Here is a 16322-nt window from a genome sequence, read left to right as displayed (position 1 = left end):
CACGCAATGCTGCGACGCGGGTTGGCGCTGCTGCTTCTGGCTCTGCTGGGCACGTTCGCCCACGCGCAGGCCGCCGCGCCTGTGCCTGCGGTCATCCACCTGGCCAGCGAAGACTGGGAGGATTACACCGCCGCCGATGGTCACGGTCTGGCCTGGGACGTGTTGCGCAAAGTGTTCGAGCCGGCCGGGGTCAAGCTGGATATCCGCACGGTGCCGTACACCCGTTCGATCGGGCTGGTGCAGTTGAAGGAAGTCGACGCACTGGTTGGCTCCTACCGTGACGAAGCCGAGCACGTGCTGTACCCGCAATCGAAGTTCGATTCTGATCACATCTACGCGCTGGGCCTGGCCAGCAGCCCGCCGCCGACCCTGGCGACCCTGGGCAGATACCGTTTGGCCTGGGTGCGCGGCTACCGTTACGAAAACTACTTGCCGAACATCCAGCGCTTCAACCAGATCGAACGGCGCACCGGCATTCTGCTGATGCTCAAGCAGGGCCGGGCGGATTACTACATCGATGCGCTGACCGAGATTGAAGCGGTCGTGCGCGATGCCGCGGATCCGGCGCAGTATCGCTATTCGCATCTGGCTGAGTTGCCGCTGTTTCTCGGTTTCGCCGATACCCCACAGGCTCGCGCGTTGATGGCGCTGTATGACCGGCGCATGGCGGAACTGGTCAAGAGCGGAGAGCTGAAGCCGGTCTTCGAGAGGTGGAAGCAGCCGTATCCGTTCAACCCGAACTGAAGCCCAGCGCAAATCCCTGTAGGAGCTGCGGCACGCTGCGATCTTTTGATCTTGATATCAAGCCAGATCAAAAGATCGCAGCCTCGTTGCACTCGACAGCTCCTACAGGGAGCGGCGGTGCTGGCGGCAGCTGTCATCAAACTTTTTGATGTTTATGCCCGATAATTCAGCCTAAGCGTCTACAGGAACCTGCTGTTACAATGCCGGCCTGCGAATTTTCAGTCTTCTAGATCAGGAGCACATCGGTGCCTGTCGTCTTCGTCGCCGCTTCCAAGCTGCCAACGCCTTTTGCGCAATTCACCATGCACGGCTTTCTCGATGAGAGCACCGGGCGTGAGCACGTCGTGCTGAGCCTCGGTGAAATTGCCGATGGCGCCCCGGTACTCGGTCGTCTGCATTCCGAATGCCTGACCGGCGATGCCTTGTTCAGCCAGCGTTGCGACTGCGGCTCGCAATTGGAGGCAGCTTTGCAGTCGATCGCCCGCGAAGGCCGTGGCGTGCTGCTGTATCTGCGTCAGGAAGGGCGCGGCATCGGGCTGCTGAACAAGATCCGCGCCTATGAATTGCAGGACGGCGGCGCCGATACCGTCGAAGCCAACGAGCGTCTGGGCTTTGCCGCCGATCAGCGCGACTACGCCATGTGCCTGCCGATGCTTGAGCATCTGGGCGTGAAATCCCTGCGCCTGATGACCAACAACCCGCGCAAGGTCAAAGCGCTGACCGACATGGGCATCGTCGTCGCCGAGCGCGTGCCGCTGCACACCGGGCACAATCCGCACAACAAACTCTACCTGGCGACCAAGGCCAGCAAGCTCGACCACATGATGGGCAACGAGCACCAGGGCGAGGTCGACCGCGCGTGACCCGCGGCCAGGTGCGGCGGCGGTTGTCGGTGGCCTGGTGGCAATACCTGGCGCTGGCGCTGTTGCCGCTGTTCGTGCTCAACGCGCTGTTCGGTGAAGGCCAGGGCCTGTTGCCAGTGCTGGCAATGCCCTTGTTCATCGCCGGCGTCGCCTCGATGTTTGTCAGCCTGAAGTATTTCGCCCGCTACAAACACGCCCTGATCGCCACGCAAAAAGCCCTCGATACCGCCGAAGAACCCGCCGCCTGGATTGCTCTTGCGGCGCGTCGGCGTACGGCGTTGCTGGTAGCGTCCTTGCCGGCCTGGATTGGCGCACTGGCGGTGTTCGTCGGCCTCGAAGCCGTGCCGTTGATGCTGCTGGCGCTGTCCACCGCCGTGCTGTTCTACCTCTACCGTATTCCGCGTCAACTCGGTTGATGCATCGCCTGTGGCTGGCGGTTGTGCTGCTCGCCCTGAGCAGTCAGGTTCCGGCCGCATTGCGGGTGGTCAGCCTCGCTCCGTCGCTTTCCGAAATCGTCGTTGAGCTGGACTCTGCCGACCTGTTGGTCGGCGTGCTGGATGCGGGCGAGCGGCCGCCGGCAATTGCCGATGTTGCGTCTGTGGGGCGCTACGGTCAGCTCGACATGGAGCGCTTGCTCAGCCTGAAACCGGATTTGCTGCTGCTCTGGCCCGGCAGCGTCGGCGCCGGGCAGCGTGATCAGCTCAAACGTCTGAACATTCCGACCTTCGTCGCCGAGCCGCACAAGTTGACGCAACTGGCGACGCAAATTGAAGCGATCAGCAAACAGCTGGGGCGTCCTGAACGTGGGGCGAAACGAGCCGCCGAATTGCGCGAGCAGCTGAATGATCTGCGCCAGCGTTATCGTCGTGATGTGCCGCTGCGGGTGTTTTATCAGGTCTGGGACAAGCCGCTGTACACCGTCGGGGGAGGGCAGATCATCAGCGATGCGCTTGAGGTGTGCGGCGCGCGCAATATCTTCGCCGAGCTGAAACTGCCGGCACCACAGGTGAGTATCGAGGCGGTATTGCAGCGTGATCCCGAGGTGATTGTCGCAGGTGATCAGGCGCAGCTAGGGGCGTGGAAGGCCTGGCCGCAGGTGGCGGCGGTCAGGCAGGGGAGACTGCTATTGGTCACTGACAAAGGCCTTGAGCGACCGAGCGGGCAGATGATCAGCGCCACCGCCAAGCTTTGCCAATCGATCGCGCCGGACATGTAGGAGCTGCCGAAGGCTGCGATCTTTTGATCTTGATCTTCAGCGCTCTTGGCACCTTCAAAAGCAAGGTCAAAAGATCGCAGCCTTCGGCAGCTCCTACAGGGAATCAGTGAACTTCAGGGGTCCATGTCACTCCGAACATCCACGCCCGACCTTCCTCACGATAGCCATACTGCACGCCGTCATAGCTGTAATTCGCCCGGCTGTAGCCCTTGTCCAGCAAGTTATCCACCTTCAGATCCAGCTTGATCTCACGGCTCAACGCCCAACTGCTGCGCAGCCCGAGCGTGCCGTAGCCGCCCAGCGACTGGGTGTTGTTCAAATCATCGTAACTGCCACTGACCAACTGCCAACTGGCGCCCACTCCCAAGCGATCGAACTGCCGGTCAAGATCCCAACTGGCCGTGCGCCGCGCCCGTCGCGCCAGCGTATGCCCGGTATCGCGATCTCGCGGGTCAATGATTGCCACGCCGAGATTGCTCTGCCAGCCAAACAGCTCCTGCTTCAGCGCTGCTTCAAAACCGTTGATGCGCGCTGACGCAACGTTCTGCGGGCGTGAGTTGCTACCGAAGATGATCGCGTCTTGCAGATCGGTGCGGTAAATCGAGGCCTCGAGCCGCGCGCTGTCGCTCAATTGGCTGCGCCATTGCAGTTCGTAGCTTTTTGAGGTTTCCGGTTTCAGGTCGGGATTGCTGAAATCCGGGTAGTACAGGTCGTTGAAGGTCGGCGCGCGGAAACCTTCGCTGTAGCTCAGCAGCACGTCGTTATCCGGATTGAGCGGCAGGGTGAAAGTGCCGCTCCAAGTGTTCTGGCTGCCGAACTGCTGGTTGTCGTCGTGGCGCACGCCGATCTCGGTGGAGAAGCTGTCGGCCTGATAGCGATGCTGGATGAACGCTGCGCGATTCCAGCGGCTGTCCTCGTCGAACGCAGTGCTGCTGTTGATCCGGTCTTCGTACCAGTCACCACCGAGGATCAGGCTGTTGCGCGGGTCGAGCGTCAGGTCGTTCTGCCAGTTCACTGAGTCGCGATAGGTGTTGAACACCGTGCGCTCGTCACTGAGCTTGTCGAAAGTCTTCTCGCGGTTTTCGCTGTGGCCGAATTCGACGCGGGTTTTCCAGGTTTCGTTGACCCGCGCATCGACGTAACTGCTCACGCTACTGATATTGAAGTCGCTGTACGGCTGCTGTTGCACCGACTCAAACGTGTCCATGTCGACGCGGCCGAACGGATTGTCGAATTCGCTCCTGCCACGGTTATCCAGCAGATTGGCGCCGACTTCGATGTCCTCGTTCAGCGCGTGGCTGAGGCTCAGACTCAGGGATTTGTTGCGGTAGGCGTCATGGTCGCTGTCGCTTGGATACGACTCGTGGGTACGGTCGATCCCGGCCGTTTCGTCGAGGCTGGCGCCGAGGTTGAAGCGGGTCTTCTCGTCGCCGCCGGACAAGCCGAGGCTGCGCTCCCATGTCTGCTGACTGCCGAAGCCCAGATGCAGGCGTGGCTGCAAGCCTTGCCCAGTGCCGCGTCGGGTGAAGATCTGGATCACCCCGCCAATCGCGTCGCTGCCATAAATCACCGAGCGCGAGCCGCGCAGCACTTCGACTCGCTCGATCTGCTCGATGTTCAGATGTTGCAGATTACTGTCGCCGGAAGTCGAATTGCCGATGCGCTGGCCATCGACCAGCACCAGGCTCTGCGCCGATTGCGTGCCGCGAATGTAGATCCCCGGCAGACTGCCGCGCCCGCCAGTCTGCGCCACTTGCACGCCGGGCACGCGACGCAGCAGATCGGGCACGTCGCTTGGTTGCAGGCGATCAATGTCTTCGCGGGTGAACACGGTGTTGGCGGCGCTGCTGTCGTTGCGCGCCTCGACCTGACGATTGGCGCTGATCAGCGTGTCCGGCAGCTTCAGCGCCTGATCGCGCTCGAAGGTGTCGGCGACAGCGCTTGCGGTTGGCAGCAGGAGGAAGGGCAGGGCGAGGCGGGAGAGGTTCATGGCAATCTATGGTCTTTGCAAAACCATGTAGGAGCTGCCGAAGGCTGCGATCTTTTGATTTTGCTTTTTAAAGGTTCCGGAGCTGCCGAAGAGCAAGATCAAAAGATCGCAGCCTTCGGCAGCTCCTACAAGGGATTGCGTCAGCAGTTGAGCAAATCCAGCCGCTGGCGAATCGACGCTTCGATCCCGGCCTCATCCAGCCCGCACTCGGCGAGCATCTGCGCCGGTTTCGCATGCTCGACATAGATATCCGGCAAGCCCAGATGCAGCATCGACTTGAGGATGTTCTCGCGGGCGAGGAATTCGCTGACCGCGCCACCGGCGCCGCCCATGATTGCGTTCTCTTCGATAGTCACCAGCAACTCGTGGTTGCCGGCGATCTCGCGCACCAGCGCTTCATCCAGCGGTTTGACGAAACGCATGTCGACCACGGTGGCGTCGAGCTTCTCGGCGACTTTCAAGGCTTCGCTCAGTTGCACGCCGAACACCAGCATGGCGACTGTGCTGCCCTGACGACGGACAATGCCCTTGCCGATTTCGATCGCTTCGAGATCTTTTTCAATGACTGCGTTCGGCCCGCTGCCACGCGGGTAACGCACTGCCGCCGGGCCGTTATAGAGGTGGCCGGTGGTGAGCATCTTGCGCAATTCGTTTTCATCGCTCGGGGTCATGATCACCATGCCCGGGATGCAGCGCAGGTACGAAAGGTCATAGCTGCCAGCGTGGGTCGGGCCGTCTTCGCCGACCAGACCGGCGCGGTCGATGGCGAACAGCACGTCGAGGTTCTGCACCGCGACGTCGTGTACCAACTGGTCGTAACCGCGTTGCAGGAATGTCGAATAGATCGCCACCACCGGCTTCGCGCCTTCGCAGGCCATGCCGGCGGCGAACGTTACCGCGTGCTGCTCGGCAATCGCCACATCGAAATAACGCTCCGGGAAACGCTCGCTGAACGCCACCAGATCCGAGCCTTCCTTCATCGCCGGGGTGATCCCGACCAGACGAGCGTCAGCCACCGCCATGTCACACAGCCACTCGCCAAACACCGCCGAATACTTCGGCCCGCTGGCGGCTTTCGGCGCAGCAGCGGGGGCGTCCAGTGGTTCGAGTTTGGTGATGGCGTGGTAACCGATCGGGTCGACTTCCGCCGGGGCGAAGCCTTTGCCTTTCTTGGTGACGATGTGCAGGAACTGCGGGCCTTTGAGATCGCGCATGTTGCGCAGCGTGGCGATCAAGGTTGGCAGGTCGTGGCCGTCGATCGGGCCGATGTAATTCCAGCCCAGCTCTTCGAAGAGGGTGCCGGGGACCAGCATGCCTTTGGCATATTCTTCGGTACGACGGGCGATTTCCCAGTGCGCCGGGCAGGCGCGAAAGGACTTTCTTGCTGCCCTCGCGCATGCTCGCGTAGGTGCGGCTGGAAAGGATCTTCGCCAGATAATTCGACAATCCGCCGACGTTGCGCGAGATCGACATATCGTTGTCGTTGAGAATCACCAGCATGTTGGCGTTGACTTCCGGCGCATGGTTGAGCGCCTCGAAGGCCATGCCGGCGGTCAGCGCGCCGTCACCGATCACGGCGATGGCCTTGCGATCGCTGTCCTGCAGGCGGGCGGCAATGGCCATGCCCAGCGCGGCGCTGATCGAAGTGCTGGAGTGGCCGACGCCAAAGGTGTCGTACTCGCTCTCGGAGCGGCGCGGGAATGCGGCAATGCCGTCCTTCTGACGCAGGCTGGCCATGCGTTCGCGGCGACCGGTGAGGATCTTGTGCGGATACGCCTGATGCCCGACGTCCCACAGCAGACGGTCGTCCGGGGTGTCGAAGACGTAATGCAGCGCGATGGTCAGCTCGATCACGCCCAGGCCGGCACCGAAATGCCCACCGGTCTGGCCGACCGTGTAGAGCAATTCCAGGCGCAACTCATCGGCCAGGGTTTCCAGCTCGGCTTCGCCTAACCGGCGCAGGCCGTCCGGCGTGTTCGCGCGGTCGAGCAGGGGCGTGGTCGGGCGCTTGCGGGGAATCTCATGAAACGTCGTGGGCATCAGGCGAATCGTTATAGGTATAAAAGATGCGGCAGTTTACCTGATGCATCGGCCCCTGCCCACGCGTTGGTCTTTTTTGGCCGATACGCCGTCAGTTGCGCCGCTCGACGATATACCGCGCCAGCTCGCGCAGCGGCTCGGCAGCCGCGTCAAACGGTCGCAGCGCCTGCAGGGCCTGATCGCGCAGTTCCAGAGCGTAGGCCTTGGCAGCGTCGAGGCCGAGCAGGGCCGGGTAGGTCGGTTTGTCGCGGGCAATGTCGGCGCCCTGACGTTTGCCGAGGGTCGCGGTGTCGCTTTCCACGTCGAGGATGTCGTCCTGCACCTGAAAGGCCAGGCCGATGGCCTGTGCATAAGTCTGCAATGCCTGCAGCTGATCAGGCTGGGCGCGGCCGCTGGCCAGGGCGCCAAGCTTGACGCTGACTTCAATCAGCGCGCCGGTCTTGTGTCGGTGCATCTGCTCGAGGGCCGTTTGATCGAGCTTGAGACCGACCGAGCCGAGGTCGATGGCCTGGCCACCGACCATGCCCGCCGGACCGGCTGCGTGGGCCAGCGCCGTGACCATCTGCAGACGGATTTCGCTGCTGCAATCGCTCAGGCGCGGGTCGAGCAGGGCGCTGAAGGCCAGGCTCTGCAAGCCGTCACCGGCGAGGATCGCGCAGGCTTCGTCGAATTTCTTGTGGGTCGTCGGCTGGCCGCGACGCAGATCGTCGTCGTCCATCGCCGGCAAATCGTCATGCACCAGCGAGTAGGCGTGGATCAACTCGACCGCACAGGCCGCGCCACTGGCCTGTTCAGCCTTTCCGCCGAGGGCTTCGCACGCCGCGTAAGCCAGCAACGGGCGCACGCGCTTGCCGCCGTTCATCACGCTGTAGCGCATCGCTTCGTAGAGCCGCGCCAGTTCCGGCAGCGGCGCGTTGAACAGCGTTTCCAGCGCCGCGTTGACCCGGGCCTGACTGCTCGCCGAATACGCCGCGATCATTCTGGCTCATCCGCGTCGAAGGGTTCCTCGGCGAGCTCGCCATCGCGCTCCAGCAGCACCTGCACTTTCTGCTCGGCCTGGGCCAGCGCCGCCTGGCAGTCACGGGTCAGCCCGATGCCCTGCTCGAAAGCGGTCAGCGAGTCTTCCAGCGACAATTCACCGTTCTCCAGACGCTCGACCAGTGTTTGCAGGTCGGCGAGGGATTGTTCGAAATCCAGTGCAGCTTTTTTGCGGGCCATGGCGGCAATTTCCGGTAGACGTTAAACCGGCGCGACACTAGCAGATAGGGGGGGTATGGGCAAATGAGGCGCCCCACCCAAAGCCGCGCACATGACCCCGTGGCGAGGGGATTTATCCCCGCTGGGTTGCATAGCAACCCTAAAACCAGACAACCGATACTCCCAGGAAAATCGAAGTCGCCGGTTTTACGACTGCTGCGCAGCCGAGCGGGGATAAACCCCCTCGTCACAAAGTTAATGTGAAGTTTCGGGGCTGAGGCTTATTCGGCTCATTTTATGAGCCGAATAACTTCGCTATTCGGCTCACACCCTCTCGAAAGCGAGATTCCTACAGCAATCACACATGTATCCGATTGTTAAAAAACTGCCGAATCGCTAATCTTCGCGGCTTCTACGGCCCCGACAGTTGCGGGGCATTCAGACGAAACGCAGTTCACCGCTGTGAAGTACCGAGGATCGGGTGCAAGGTTTCGTTCAAGGCATGGCAGGAGGCGCCACATGCGTTCATTTCTTTTGCTGCTGATCGGCTTCGCCTGCGCGCCTGTGCTGTGGGCCGCGCCGACTGCGCAATTGTCCGAGCCAGTCGGCGGCTGGCGTTATCACGGCTTGCTCGATCGCTCGGAAAATCCGCAGGTCGCCTACCCGACGCCGCCGATCGATCGCGGCATTCAGCGCAATCGCACGATGATCCAGGGCCAGCTCAAAGCCCTCGGGCACATGCGTCCGCCGCACAGCCTCGCCGTCAACGGCAATCCATTGAATCTGTACACCGACGATCAGGGGCGTTTTGCCCGGCCCTACGCCTTCGGCGCCGGCTCCAACAGCGTCGAAGTGATCAGCGCCGAGGGCCAGTCGCTCAAGCGCGTGCAATTTTATGAAGCAAATAATCTGCGCACGCCGGCGAAGATTCGTCTTGTCTTGGGATGGGACGACCCGAAAGCCGAGCTGGATCTGCATATTGTCACCCCCGACGGTCAGCATGCCTTTTGGGCACGGCCGGCGCTGAGCAATGGCGGCGGCCTCGACCCGGATGGTGTCGACGGCCCCGGCCCGGAAATGTTCACCATGACCGCGCCGCTGCACGGCACGTATCTGGTCTACGTCAACTATTGGGGCAACTACGGCGATGGTGGCTATAACTTCGAGGAAACCAGTAATCAGAACGAGGTGATCACCTCGCAGATCACCCTGGTGCTCAACGAAAACACCGTCGACGAAAAACGCGAAACCTTCATCGTGCCCCTGCGGGCGATCGGAGATCTGTTGCTGGTCAAGACTTTCAACTATTAAGCATCCCGCCACGGATGAACTCGGATGTTGTGAACATGAGCGATAACACTGTGACTCCAGCTGCCGCGACACCGGCGGCCAAACCTTCGCGGCGCTGGCCGCTGGTCGTGCTCGGCCTCGGCCTGTGCCTGGTGGCCGGTGTGGCGGGCGGTTTCGGCTGGCTGCTGCTCAAGCCCAAAGCGCCGCCGGCGGCACTTGCCAGTGACAAGCTCGGCCTCGGCCGTCCGGATGCCTTGCTCGAAACCCGTTCACTGAGCCAGTTGCCCAAGGACCTGCTGACGGTGCCGTTCCTCAAGGCCACGCTTACCGAGGATTTCGTCTTCTATTACGAAACCCACGCCGATCGCCTCGGCCTGATCGGCAGCCTGCGGCGGATCATCTACGAGCATGACCTGAAGTTGCAGGACAGCCTGATCGAGCAGCTTTTCGATCAACCGGCCGATGTTGCGCTGTGGCGTGGCGCCGATGGTCGTTTGAAGGATTTCCTGCTGGTGATGGATCGCGGCGGGTTGGCCAAGCTGCTCGAGCCATTGGCGAAAGTGGCGCTGGATGACACCCAGCTCAGCATCTTCGGCACTCTCAAAGTCGGCAGCGACGAAGTGCCGCTGTATCAACTCAGCTACAACGCCAGCAAATCGCTGCTGTTTGCGTCGCGCGGCGACAAACTGGTGGTGCTGTCCAATCCAGCCAAGTACTACGACCCGGAAAGCGGCGTCTCGGAAGAATCGGGTCGCGTCTCCGCGCAAGCGCTGGCGGCGTTGCTCAACGGTGAAAAACTTTTCCCCGAAGCGTTCGGCTTGCCGGCGAAAAGCCCGGAAACCAAGCAGCGTCTGTCGGTCAATTCCAGCGTGCTCGCGATGGGCTATCAGCGCTTCATCCCGAATTTCGCCGGGCTGCGTTTCGACATGGACGACAAGGGCTGGCACAGCTATCTGGCCATGGATGAGCTGGAAAACCAGCCGGACTTCGATTTCAAACCGGTCTGGCAAGCGATGCCGCTGGGGGCGAGCGCTTGCGTGACCCTGCCAGTGGCGGCCGAACCGCAGAAGCCGATATTGATCAAACTCGGCGCTGAAGAAGCGGTGGCGCAGACCCTCACCGAACACGTCGCTGGCGCGGCTGGCCTGTGCTGGTACGCCGATTCGCGGCTGTACACGCCATTGCTGGTCGCCAGCCTCAAAGACGAGGACACCAGCAAGCTTGATGGTGATCTGGGCAAGTTGTTCGGTTCGATGGTCGGCGCGTTCGAAGCCAATGTCGCCGAAAGCGTATTCCCGGTGATCGACAAGCAGGAAGGCCAGAGCCACGTCTGGCAGCGTCAGGTCAGTTCCAGTTTCGGGCCGTACGCGGCGAAGACCGCCGAGAACCCGGAGGCGATTTCCGGCAAGGCGTTCATGAAAGTCAGCCTCGCCCGTCACGGCTCGACGCTGCTGTTTTCCCTCGACGACAAACTCGTCGACAAAGCCCTCGGCACCCTCGACAAGCGCTTCCCGCCGATGGCCGACGTTTTGCCAAAAGACGTACTGATGCCGATCTACTTCGGCCCGGACGCGATGGCGCAACTGATGCAGCGCGAAACCCTCGACAGCCTGCCGCAGGACATGGAGCCGGTGTTCTACAACGCCGCGCAAACCTACCTGATGCCGAAACTGCGCACCCTCGGCGGCTACGGCAAATATGCCCTGACCCTGCCCGAAGGCAGTGAGCCTGACGGCCACTGGCAATGGCTGCCGCTGGAATGGAAGGCGCTGTGAGCGCACTGATCCGCAGCCTCGGCTTGCTTGCTTTGCTGCTGAGCGCAGGCGCCCGTGCGGTTGAAGCGCCAGCGCTCGACCCGGCGCAATCCCAGGTGTTTCGCGCCTGGTTTGTGCGTATTGCTCAAGAGCAATTGAGCCAAGGCCCAAGCCCGCGCTGGTATCAGCAGGACTGCGCCGGCCTGGTGCGCTTTGCCGCCAACGAAGCGCTGAAAGTCCACGACGACAAATGGCTGCGCAGCAATGGTCTGTCCAATCGCTACCTGCCGCCGGAACTGACGCTGAGCAACGAGCAACGCAAGCTCGCGCAACAGTGGCAGCAGGGCGGCGGCAAGGTCGGGCCGTACGTCAACGCGATCAAACTGATTCAGTTCAACAGCCACCTGGTCGGCCGCGATGTGGCGCAGGCGCGGCCCGGCGACCTGATGTTTTTCGATCAGGGCGACGATCAGCACCTGATGATCTGGATGGGCCGCTACATCGCCTATCACACCGGCACCACCACCCCAACTGACAACGGCATGCGTTCGGCAAGCCTGCAGCAACTCATGACATGGAAGGACACCCGATGGATACCCGACGCAGCCAACCCCAACTTCATCGGCGTCTATCGACTGAACTTTCTCTCCCAATGACCGGTGCCCGCATGTTGCGTATCTGTTCGCGAATTTCTTTGCTGTTGGCGTTGTTGCTGCCGTTTTCCTGCGTCAACGCCGAAGACTCGGTGGAGCCGAGCAATTACACGCCGGTGGCCGGTGAGAGTTTCTTCCTGCTCGCCGACAGCAGTTTTGCCAGCGACGAGCCGGCGATGGTCCGCCTCGAAGCCCCGGGTCGTGACTACCGGCGCTTTCGCATGGAACCGTACGGCGGCGCCGACATTCGCGTGTATCGCATCGACAAGCCGCTGGATTTCCTCAAGCGCCAGAAGAACCTGCACCGCGTCGTCAGTGACGGCCAGTTCAAGGGCGAAGGTCTGTCCAACACCCTCGCGTATCTGTGGGACAACTGGTATCGCAAATCCCGCCGGGTGATGCAGCGTGCGTTCTCCTACGAGTCGCGCAAGCAGGTCACCGAAGAAGTGCCGGAGCTGAAAATGGGCGAGACCATGGCCGCGCCGACGCCGTACGACGCGCAGCCGCAATTCGCGCTGATCCCGGGTCTGCCGGTGGTCAGCCAGTTCCGTTATCCACTGTGGCAGGCCAAGCCGATTCAGCCGCCGGCCGGGGTCAATCTGGCCGGCTCGTCCAGCGACTTTGTCAGCGTCGCACCGGGCAACGTGTACATCCCGCTGGGCAACCTGAAGCCTGGGCTGTATCTGGTCGAAGCGCTGATCGGCAAGTACCGCGCGACCACCATGGTGTTCGTCTCCAACACCGTCGCGGTAAGCAAGATTGCCGGCGATGAACTGCTGGTCTGGGCCGCGCGCAAACACGAAGGCAGCTCGGTGCCGAAGGTCAACGTGCTGTGGACCGATGGCCTTGGCGTAATGAGCAGCGGTGCTACCGATGCCGATGGTTTGCTACGTCTGAAACACGTCAGCCCGGAGCGTTCGTTCGTCATTGGCGAGGACGAAGAGGGCGGCGTGTTCGTCTCGGAAAACTTCTATTACGACAGCGAAATCTACGACACCAAACTGTATGCCTTCACCGACCGGCCGCTGTATCGTCCGGGCGATTGGGTGTCGCTGAAAATCGTCGGTCGCGAGTTCAAGAATGCCCGTGATTCGGTGCTGCCGGGCGCGGCGGATGTCAGTGTCAGCGTGCTTGATGCCACGGGGACCGAACTGCAAACCCTCAATCTGAAGCTCGATTCGAAAGCAGGTACCCAGGGTCGCTTCCAGTTGCCGGATAACGCCGTGGCCGGTGGTTACGAGATCCGTTTCAACTACAAGGATCAGGCCTACAGCAGTGCTTTCCGCGTCGCTGAATACATCAAGCCGCATTTCGAAATCTCGCTGAATCTGGCCAAGCAGGATTACCGCACCGGTGAGCCGGTGAAAGGCAATCTGGTGCTGCTCTATCCGGACGGCAAACCGGTGGCCAACGCCAAATTGAGCCTGAGCCTGCGCGCCCAGCAACTGTCGATGGTCGACAACGAGCTGCAATACCTCGGGCAATTCCCGGTGGAACTAACCAGCACCGAACTGACCACCGACAGCAAAGGAAACGCGACCCTCGATTTGCCGGCAGCCGATAAACCGAGCCGCTACATGCTCACCGTGTTCGCCAGCGATGGCGCGGCGTATCGGGTCAAGACCACCAAGGAAATCCTCATCGACCGTGGCGCGGCGAGTTTTCGCTTGAGCGCGCCGCAACGCTTCAGTGCCGTCGGTGACAAGGTTGCCTTCAGCTACGCCAACGAGGGCGGCACTGAGCAAAGCAAAGCGGTGACCCCAAGCACGTATGGTTGGGTGCGTCTGGAAGACCAGAGCACAGGCGAGGGCAAACTCGCGGCGAATGACAAAGGCTTCAGCATGACCTTCGAACGTCCGGGCACGTACAACCTGACGCTGAAGGATCAACACGGTCGCGTCCTCGGCGCCACCGGCCATTCGGTCACCGGCGACGGTGTGAAAGCGGTGCCGGGCACAGTGGAAATCGTCCTCGACAAGCCCGAGTACAAGGCGGGCGAAGAAGCGCTGGCGCTGATCACCTTCCCTGAGCCGGTCAGCGACGCACTGCTGTCGCTGGAGCGCGACAAGGTCGAGGCCACTGCGCTGCTGGCCAAGGGCGGCGACTGGCTGAAACTGGAAAAACTCAGCGACACTCAGTACCGCGCGCGAATCTTGGTGAAAGACAACTTTGCGCCGAACCTGACCTTCTCCGTGCTCTACACCAAGGGCGGTCAGTACAGCTTTCAGAACGCCGGGATCAAAGTGGTCGCGCCGCAAATCGACGTGGCGATCAGCACCGACAAAGCGGTGTACCTGCCGGGCGATACGGTCACGGTCGACCTGACCACGCAGTTCGCCGGCAAAGCGGTTCCGGCACACTTGACGGTCAGCGTGGTCGACGAAATGGTCTACGCGCTGCAACCGGAAGTCGCGCCGAGCATCGACCAGTTCTTCTATCACCCTCGGCGCAACAACGTGCGCACCAGTGCCAGCCTGTCATTCATCAGCTACGACGTGGCATTGCCGGGTAGCCCCGGCGCCCCGGGTAAAGCCAATCGCAGCGAACGGGGCGTGAAGGTGCTTGAGCGTCCGCGCCGTGAAGACGTCGACACCGCTGCGTGGCAGCCGGAGTTGTTGACCGGCGCCGACGGCAAAACCCGCTTCACCTTCAAGATGCCGGACTCGCTGACCCGCTGGCGCATCACCGCGCGGGCGATTGCCGATGACGGTCAGGTCGGGCAGAAGAAGCAGTTCGTCCGTTCGGAAAAACCGCTGTACCTGAAGTGGAGCGGGCCGAGCAAATTCCGCAAGGGCGATCAGCCGCAACTGGGCGTGTTCGCTTTCAGTCAGGCGGAGAAACCGGTCAAGGCTGAATTGGTCACGCACTATGCCGGCGCCGAACAGCGCTCGCCGGTGACCCTGAACAGCGGCATCAATTACCTGCCACTGCCGGCGTTCGCTTTGGCCTCTGGCGAGTGGACGGCGGAGCTTGTGCAGGATGGCAAAGTCGCCGATGCCCTGGCTGTGAGCTTGAGTGCCACCGGTGAAGGCTGGCAGGTCACCCAGACCCAAAGCCTCGACGTTGTCAGCGGCGATACGCCGTTGAGTTTGCCGGCGGATGCCACGGATATCCGCCTGCGTCTGGATGACAGTCCGCAAGCGCTGTTCCGTTCCGCCCTCGATGATCTGCTCGGCTACCCGTACGGCGGCGTCGAGCAGACGGCCAGTCGCTTGCTGCCGCTGAGCATCGCTTATCCATCGCTGGCGTCGAACCCGCAGATTCGCGATCGCTTGCGCCTGATCATGCAGAACAGCCGTCTGCGTCTGGTGCAAATGGCCGGGCCGTCGGCGAGCTTCACCTGGTGGGGCTACGACGGCGAGCCGGATGCATTTCTCACCGCCTATGCCTACTACGCCGACTGGAACGCCAGCCGCGTACTCGAGCTGACCTTGCCGCCGGAGCACTGGCAGCGAGTGCTGGAGGTTTATGCCAAGCAAGCGCCGAATACGCCATTGCTGCAACGGGCGCTGATTCTGTCGTTCGCCAAACAGATGCAGCTGCCAGTGAACACCCTGCTCAGCGGTCTGATCGACGATCTGGTCAAGGCCGGTGAAGGCAGTGCCGAAACCTTGCTCGACGACGGCCAGGAGAGTCTGGTGATGAACGACCCGGATTCGGCACTTGGTCTGGCGACGGCGCGGGTACTCACTGCATCGTTGGCCACGCAGGCGAAAGTTGCTTTGCCGGAGGCGTTCAATCGGCAACTGGGTGCAGCGCAACAACGTCTGGCCGTCAGCTCGCAGCCCTTTGTTGAAGCACTGAACCTGTCGCTGCAACCGTTCGATCAGGCTCGCGCGACGGCGTTGTTGCAACGTCTGTTGCCGCAGCAATCGACACTGGAACGTGCACTGGCGCTGACCTGGCTGCAACGCAGCATCGCTCAGGCCTCGCCGACCATCGCGCTGATGCCGGGTGAGGGCTGGAAGAAAAACTACGGCGCCAGCGGCGAGATGTACTGGACATGGCAAGGCGCGACGCCTTTGCCGAACGTACTGAGCGTGTCCGGCACGCAAGAGCGGCCGTTGCGTGCAGCGCTGAGCTTTCAGACTCAACAGCCGCAGGTCGATCCGATGGCCGTGAGCGTCACTCGGCGTCTGTCGCGGCTGGTGCCGGGCGACGAAGCGTTTACCTTCAAACTCGAGCCGGTCGGTACTAAACCGTTGTCCAGCGACAGCCTGTACCTGGACGAGGTGATCCTCACCAGCAAAGCGCCGAAACCGCTGCGCTACGGCATGCTTGAAGTGCCGCTGCCACCGGGCGCGGATGTCGAGCGCACGACGTGGGGCATCAAATTGCAGGGCAAGGACGGCACCGAACCGACCGCGCTGGAGAAGGCGCGCTTTGAACCGGGTCAGTTGGCTTACGCGGTGCCGGTTGATGCGCTGAGTGGCGAATTGCGCCTGCGCCATCTGGTGCGCTTCTCGCAGAAGGGCCAGTTCAACCTGCCGCCGGTACGCTTCAAGCAGGTGTATGCGCCGCAGCATCAGGCCCAGGAGGCGAAAGCTGCCCTCGGTCAGGTCACGGTCAACTGAC

The 16322-nt window shown here is 61.9% G+C and carries 11 protein-coding genes and 1 pseudogene; 8 read left to right on the top strand and 4 right to left on the bottom strand.

The features are described 5' to 3' along the window. Positions 1-6 precede the first annotated feature (6 nt). The 4 genes from AB4N73_RS18345 to AB4N73_RS18330 all read left to right on the top strand — a co-directional run bounded on the left by AB4N73_RS18345 (position 7) and on the right by AB4N73_RS18330 (position 2823). Positions 7-744: a substrate-binding periplasmic protein gene (locus tag AB4N73_RS18345; protein WP_150638367.1), complete on the top strand. Its 738-nt coding sequence runs from the start codon at positions 7-9 to the stop codon at positions 742-744. Between the two features lie 245 nt (positions 745-989). Continuing rightward, positions 990-1607, top strand: coding sequence for a GTP cyclohydrolase II (ribA, locus tag AB4N73_RS18340; protein ID WP_460142399.1), 618 nt, complete (start codon positions 990-992; stop codon positions 1605-1607). Continuing rightward, positions 1604-2023 carry an MFS transporter gene (locus tag AB4N73_RS18335; RefSeq protein ID WP_073475718.1) on the top strand — a complete coding sequence of 140 codons (420 nt, stop codon included), beginning with the start codon at positions 1604-1606 and terminating at the stop codon, positions 2021-2023. The genes ribA and AB4N73_RS18335 overlap by 4 nt, the downstream gene beginning before the upstream one ends. Further along, positions 2023-2823 (top strand): cobalamin-binding protein, encoded by an 801-nt coding sequence (locus AB4N73_RS18330; RefSeq protein ID WP_460142398.1) that lies wholly within the window; start codon positions 2023-2025, stop codon positions 2821-2823. Before AB4N73_RS18335 ends, AB4N73_RS18330 begins: the two co-directional genes overlap by 1 nt. A gap of 103 nt (positions 2824-2926) precedes the next feature. Here AB4N73_RS18330 and AB4N73_RS18325 read toward each other — a convergent pair whose 3' ends face one another. From AB4N73_RS18325 to AB4N73_RS18310, 4 genes and pseudogenes are all read right to left on the bottom strand, one after another. Then, a complete protein-coding gene (locus AB4N73_RS18325) occupies positions 2927-4813 on the bottom strand; it encodes a TonB-dependent receptor domain-containing protein (RefSeq protein ID WP_460142397.1) in 1887 nt (628 codons plus the stop codon). Between the two features lie 140 nt (positions 4814-4953). Beyond that, a pseudogene (dxs, locus tag AB4N73_RS18320) lies at positions 4954-6853 on the bottom strand (1-deoxy-D-xylulose-5-phosphate synthase). Positions 6854-6944: 91 nt separating this feature from the next. Then, positions 6945-7832, bottom strand: a complete 888-nt coding sequence (gene ispA, locus AB4N73_RS18315) for a (2E,6E)-farnesyl diphosphate synthase (protein ID WP_041477698.1) — start codon at positions 7830-7832, stop codon at positions 6945-6947. After that, positions 7829-8071 (bottom strand): exodeoxyribonuclease VII small subunit, encoded by a 243-nt coding sequence (locus AB4N73_RS18310; protein WP_016772991.1) that lies wholly within the window; start codon positions 8069-8071, stop codon positions 7829-7831. Before AB4N73_RS18310 ends, ispA begins: the two co-directional genes overlap by 4 nt. A gap of 498 nt (positions 8072-8569) precedes the next feature. On the opposite strand from AB4N73_RS18310, the gene AB4N73_RS18305 reads away from it, so the two are divergent. Genes AB4N73_RS18305 through AB4N73_RS18290 form a run of 4 tightly spaced genes read left to right on the top strand, consistent with a single transcriptional unit; the run spans position 8570 to position 16321 of the window. Then, on the top strand, positions 8570-9361 hold the full coding sequence (locus tag AB4N73_RS18305) for a YfaP family protein (protein ID WP_095181922.1): 792 nt from the start codon (positions 8570-8572) through the stop codon (positions 9359-9361). Between the two features lie 35 nt (positions 9362-9396). Then, positions 9397-11115 carry a DUF2138 domain-containing protein gene (locus AB4N73_RS18300; protein WP_315435954.1) on the top strand — a complete coding sequence of 573 codons (1719 nt, stop codon included), beginning with the start codon at positions 9397-9399 and terminating at the stop codon, positions 11113-11115. Continuing rightward, positions 11100-11750, top strand: a complete 651-nt coding sequence (locus tag AB4N73_RS18295; RefSeq protein ID WP_041477701.1) for a DUF1175 domain-containing protein — start codon at positions 11100-11102, stop codon at positions 11748-11750. The genes AB4N73_RS18300 and AB4N73_RS18295 overlap by 16 nt, the downstream gene beginning before the upstream one ends. After that, entirely contained in the window at positions 11747-16321 is a 4575-nt protein-coding gene (locus tag AB4N73_RS18290; RefSeq protein WP_460142396.1) for an alpha-2-macroglobulin family protein, read from the top strand. The genes AB4N73_RS18295 and AB4N73_RS18290 overlap by 4 nt, the downstream gene beginning before the upstream one ends. The last annotated feature ends 1 nt before the right edge of the window (position 16322 follow it).

It is taken from the genome of Pseudomonas sp. S3_B08 (assembly GCF_054667725.1).
The sequence above is the reverse complement of the archived record's forward strand: the minus strand, read 5'-3'. Positions and strand labels throughout refer to the sequence as shown.

Excerpts from the sequence above, each read along its gene's own strand:
- ispA (WP_041477698.1), bottom strand. The coding sequence starts at position 7,832 with ATGATCGCGGCGTATTCGGCGAGCAGTCAGGCCCGGGTCAACGCGGCG.
- AB4N73_RS18310 (WP_016772991.1), bottom strand. The coding sequence starts at position 8,071 with ATGGCCCGCAAAAAAGCTGCACTGGATTTCGAACAATCCCTCGCCGAC.
- AB4N73_RS18325 (WP_460142397.1), bottom strand. The coding sequence starts at position 4,813 with ATGAACCTCTCCCGCCTCGCCCTGCCCTTCCTCCTGCTGCCAACCGCA.
- AB4N73_RS18295 (WP_041477701.1), top strand. The coding sequence starts at position 11,100 with ATGGAAGGCGCTGTGAGCGCACTGATCCGCAGCCTCGGCTTGCTTGCT.
- AB4N73_RS18305 (WP_095181922.1), top strand. The coding sequence starts at position 8,570 with ATGCGTTCATTTCTTTTGCTGCTGATCGGCTTCGCCTGCGCGCCTGTG.
- AB4N73_RS18330 (WP_460142398.1), top strand. The coding sequence starts at position 2,023 with ATGCATCGCCTGTGGCTGGCGGTTGTGCTGCTCGCCCTGAGCAGTCAG.
- AB4N73_RS18290 (WP_460142396.1), top strand. The coding sequence starts at position 11,747 with ATGACCGGTGCCCGCATGTTGCGTATCTGTTCGCGAATTTCTTTGCTG.
- AB4N73_RS18300 (WP_315435954.1), top strand. The coding sequence starts at position 9,397 with ATGAGCGATAACACTGTGACTCCAGCTGCCGCGACACCGGCGGCCAAA.
- AB4N73_RS18345 (WP_150638367.1), top strand. The coding sequence starts at position 7 with ATGCTGCGACGCGGGTTGGCGCTGCTGCTTCTGGCTCTGCTGGGCACG.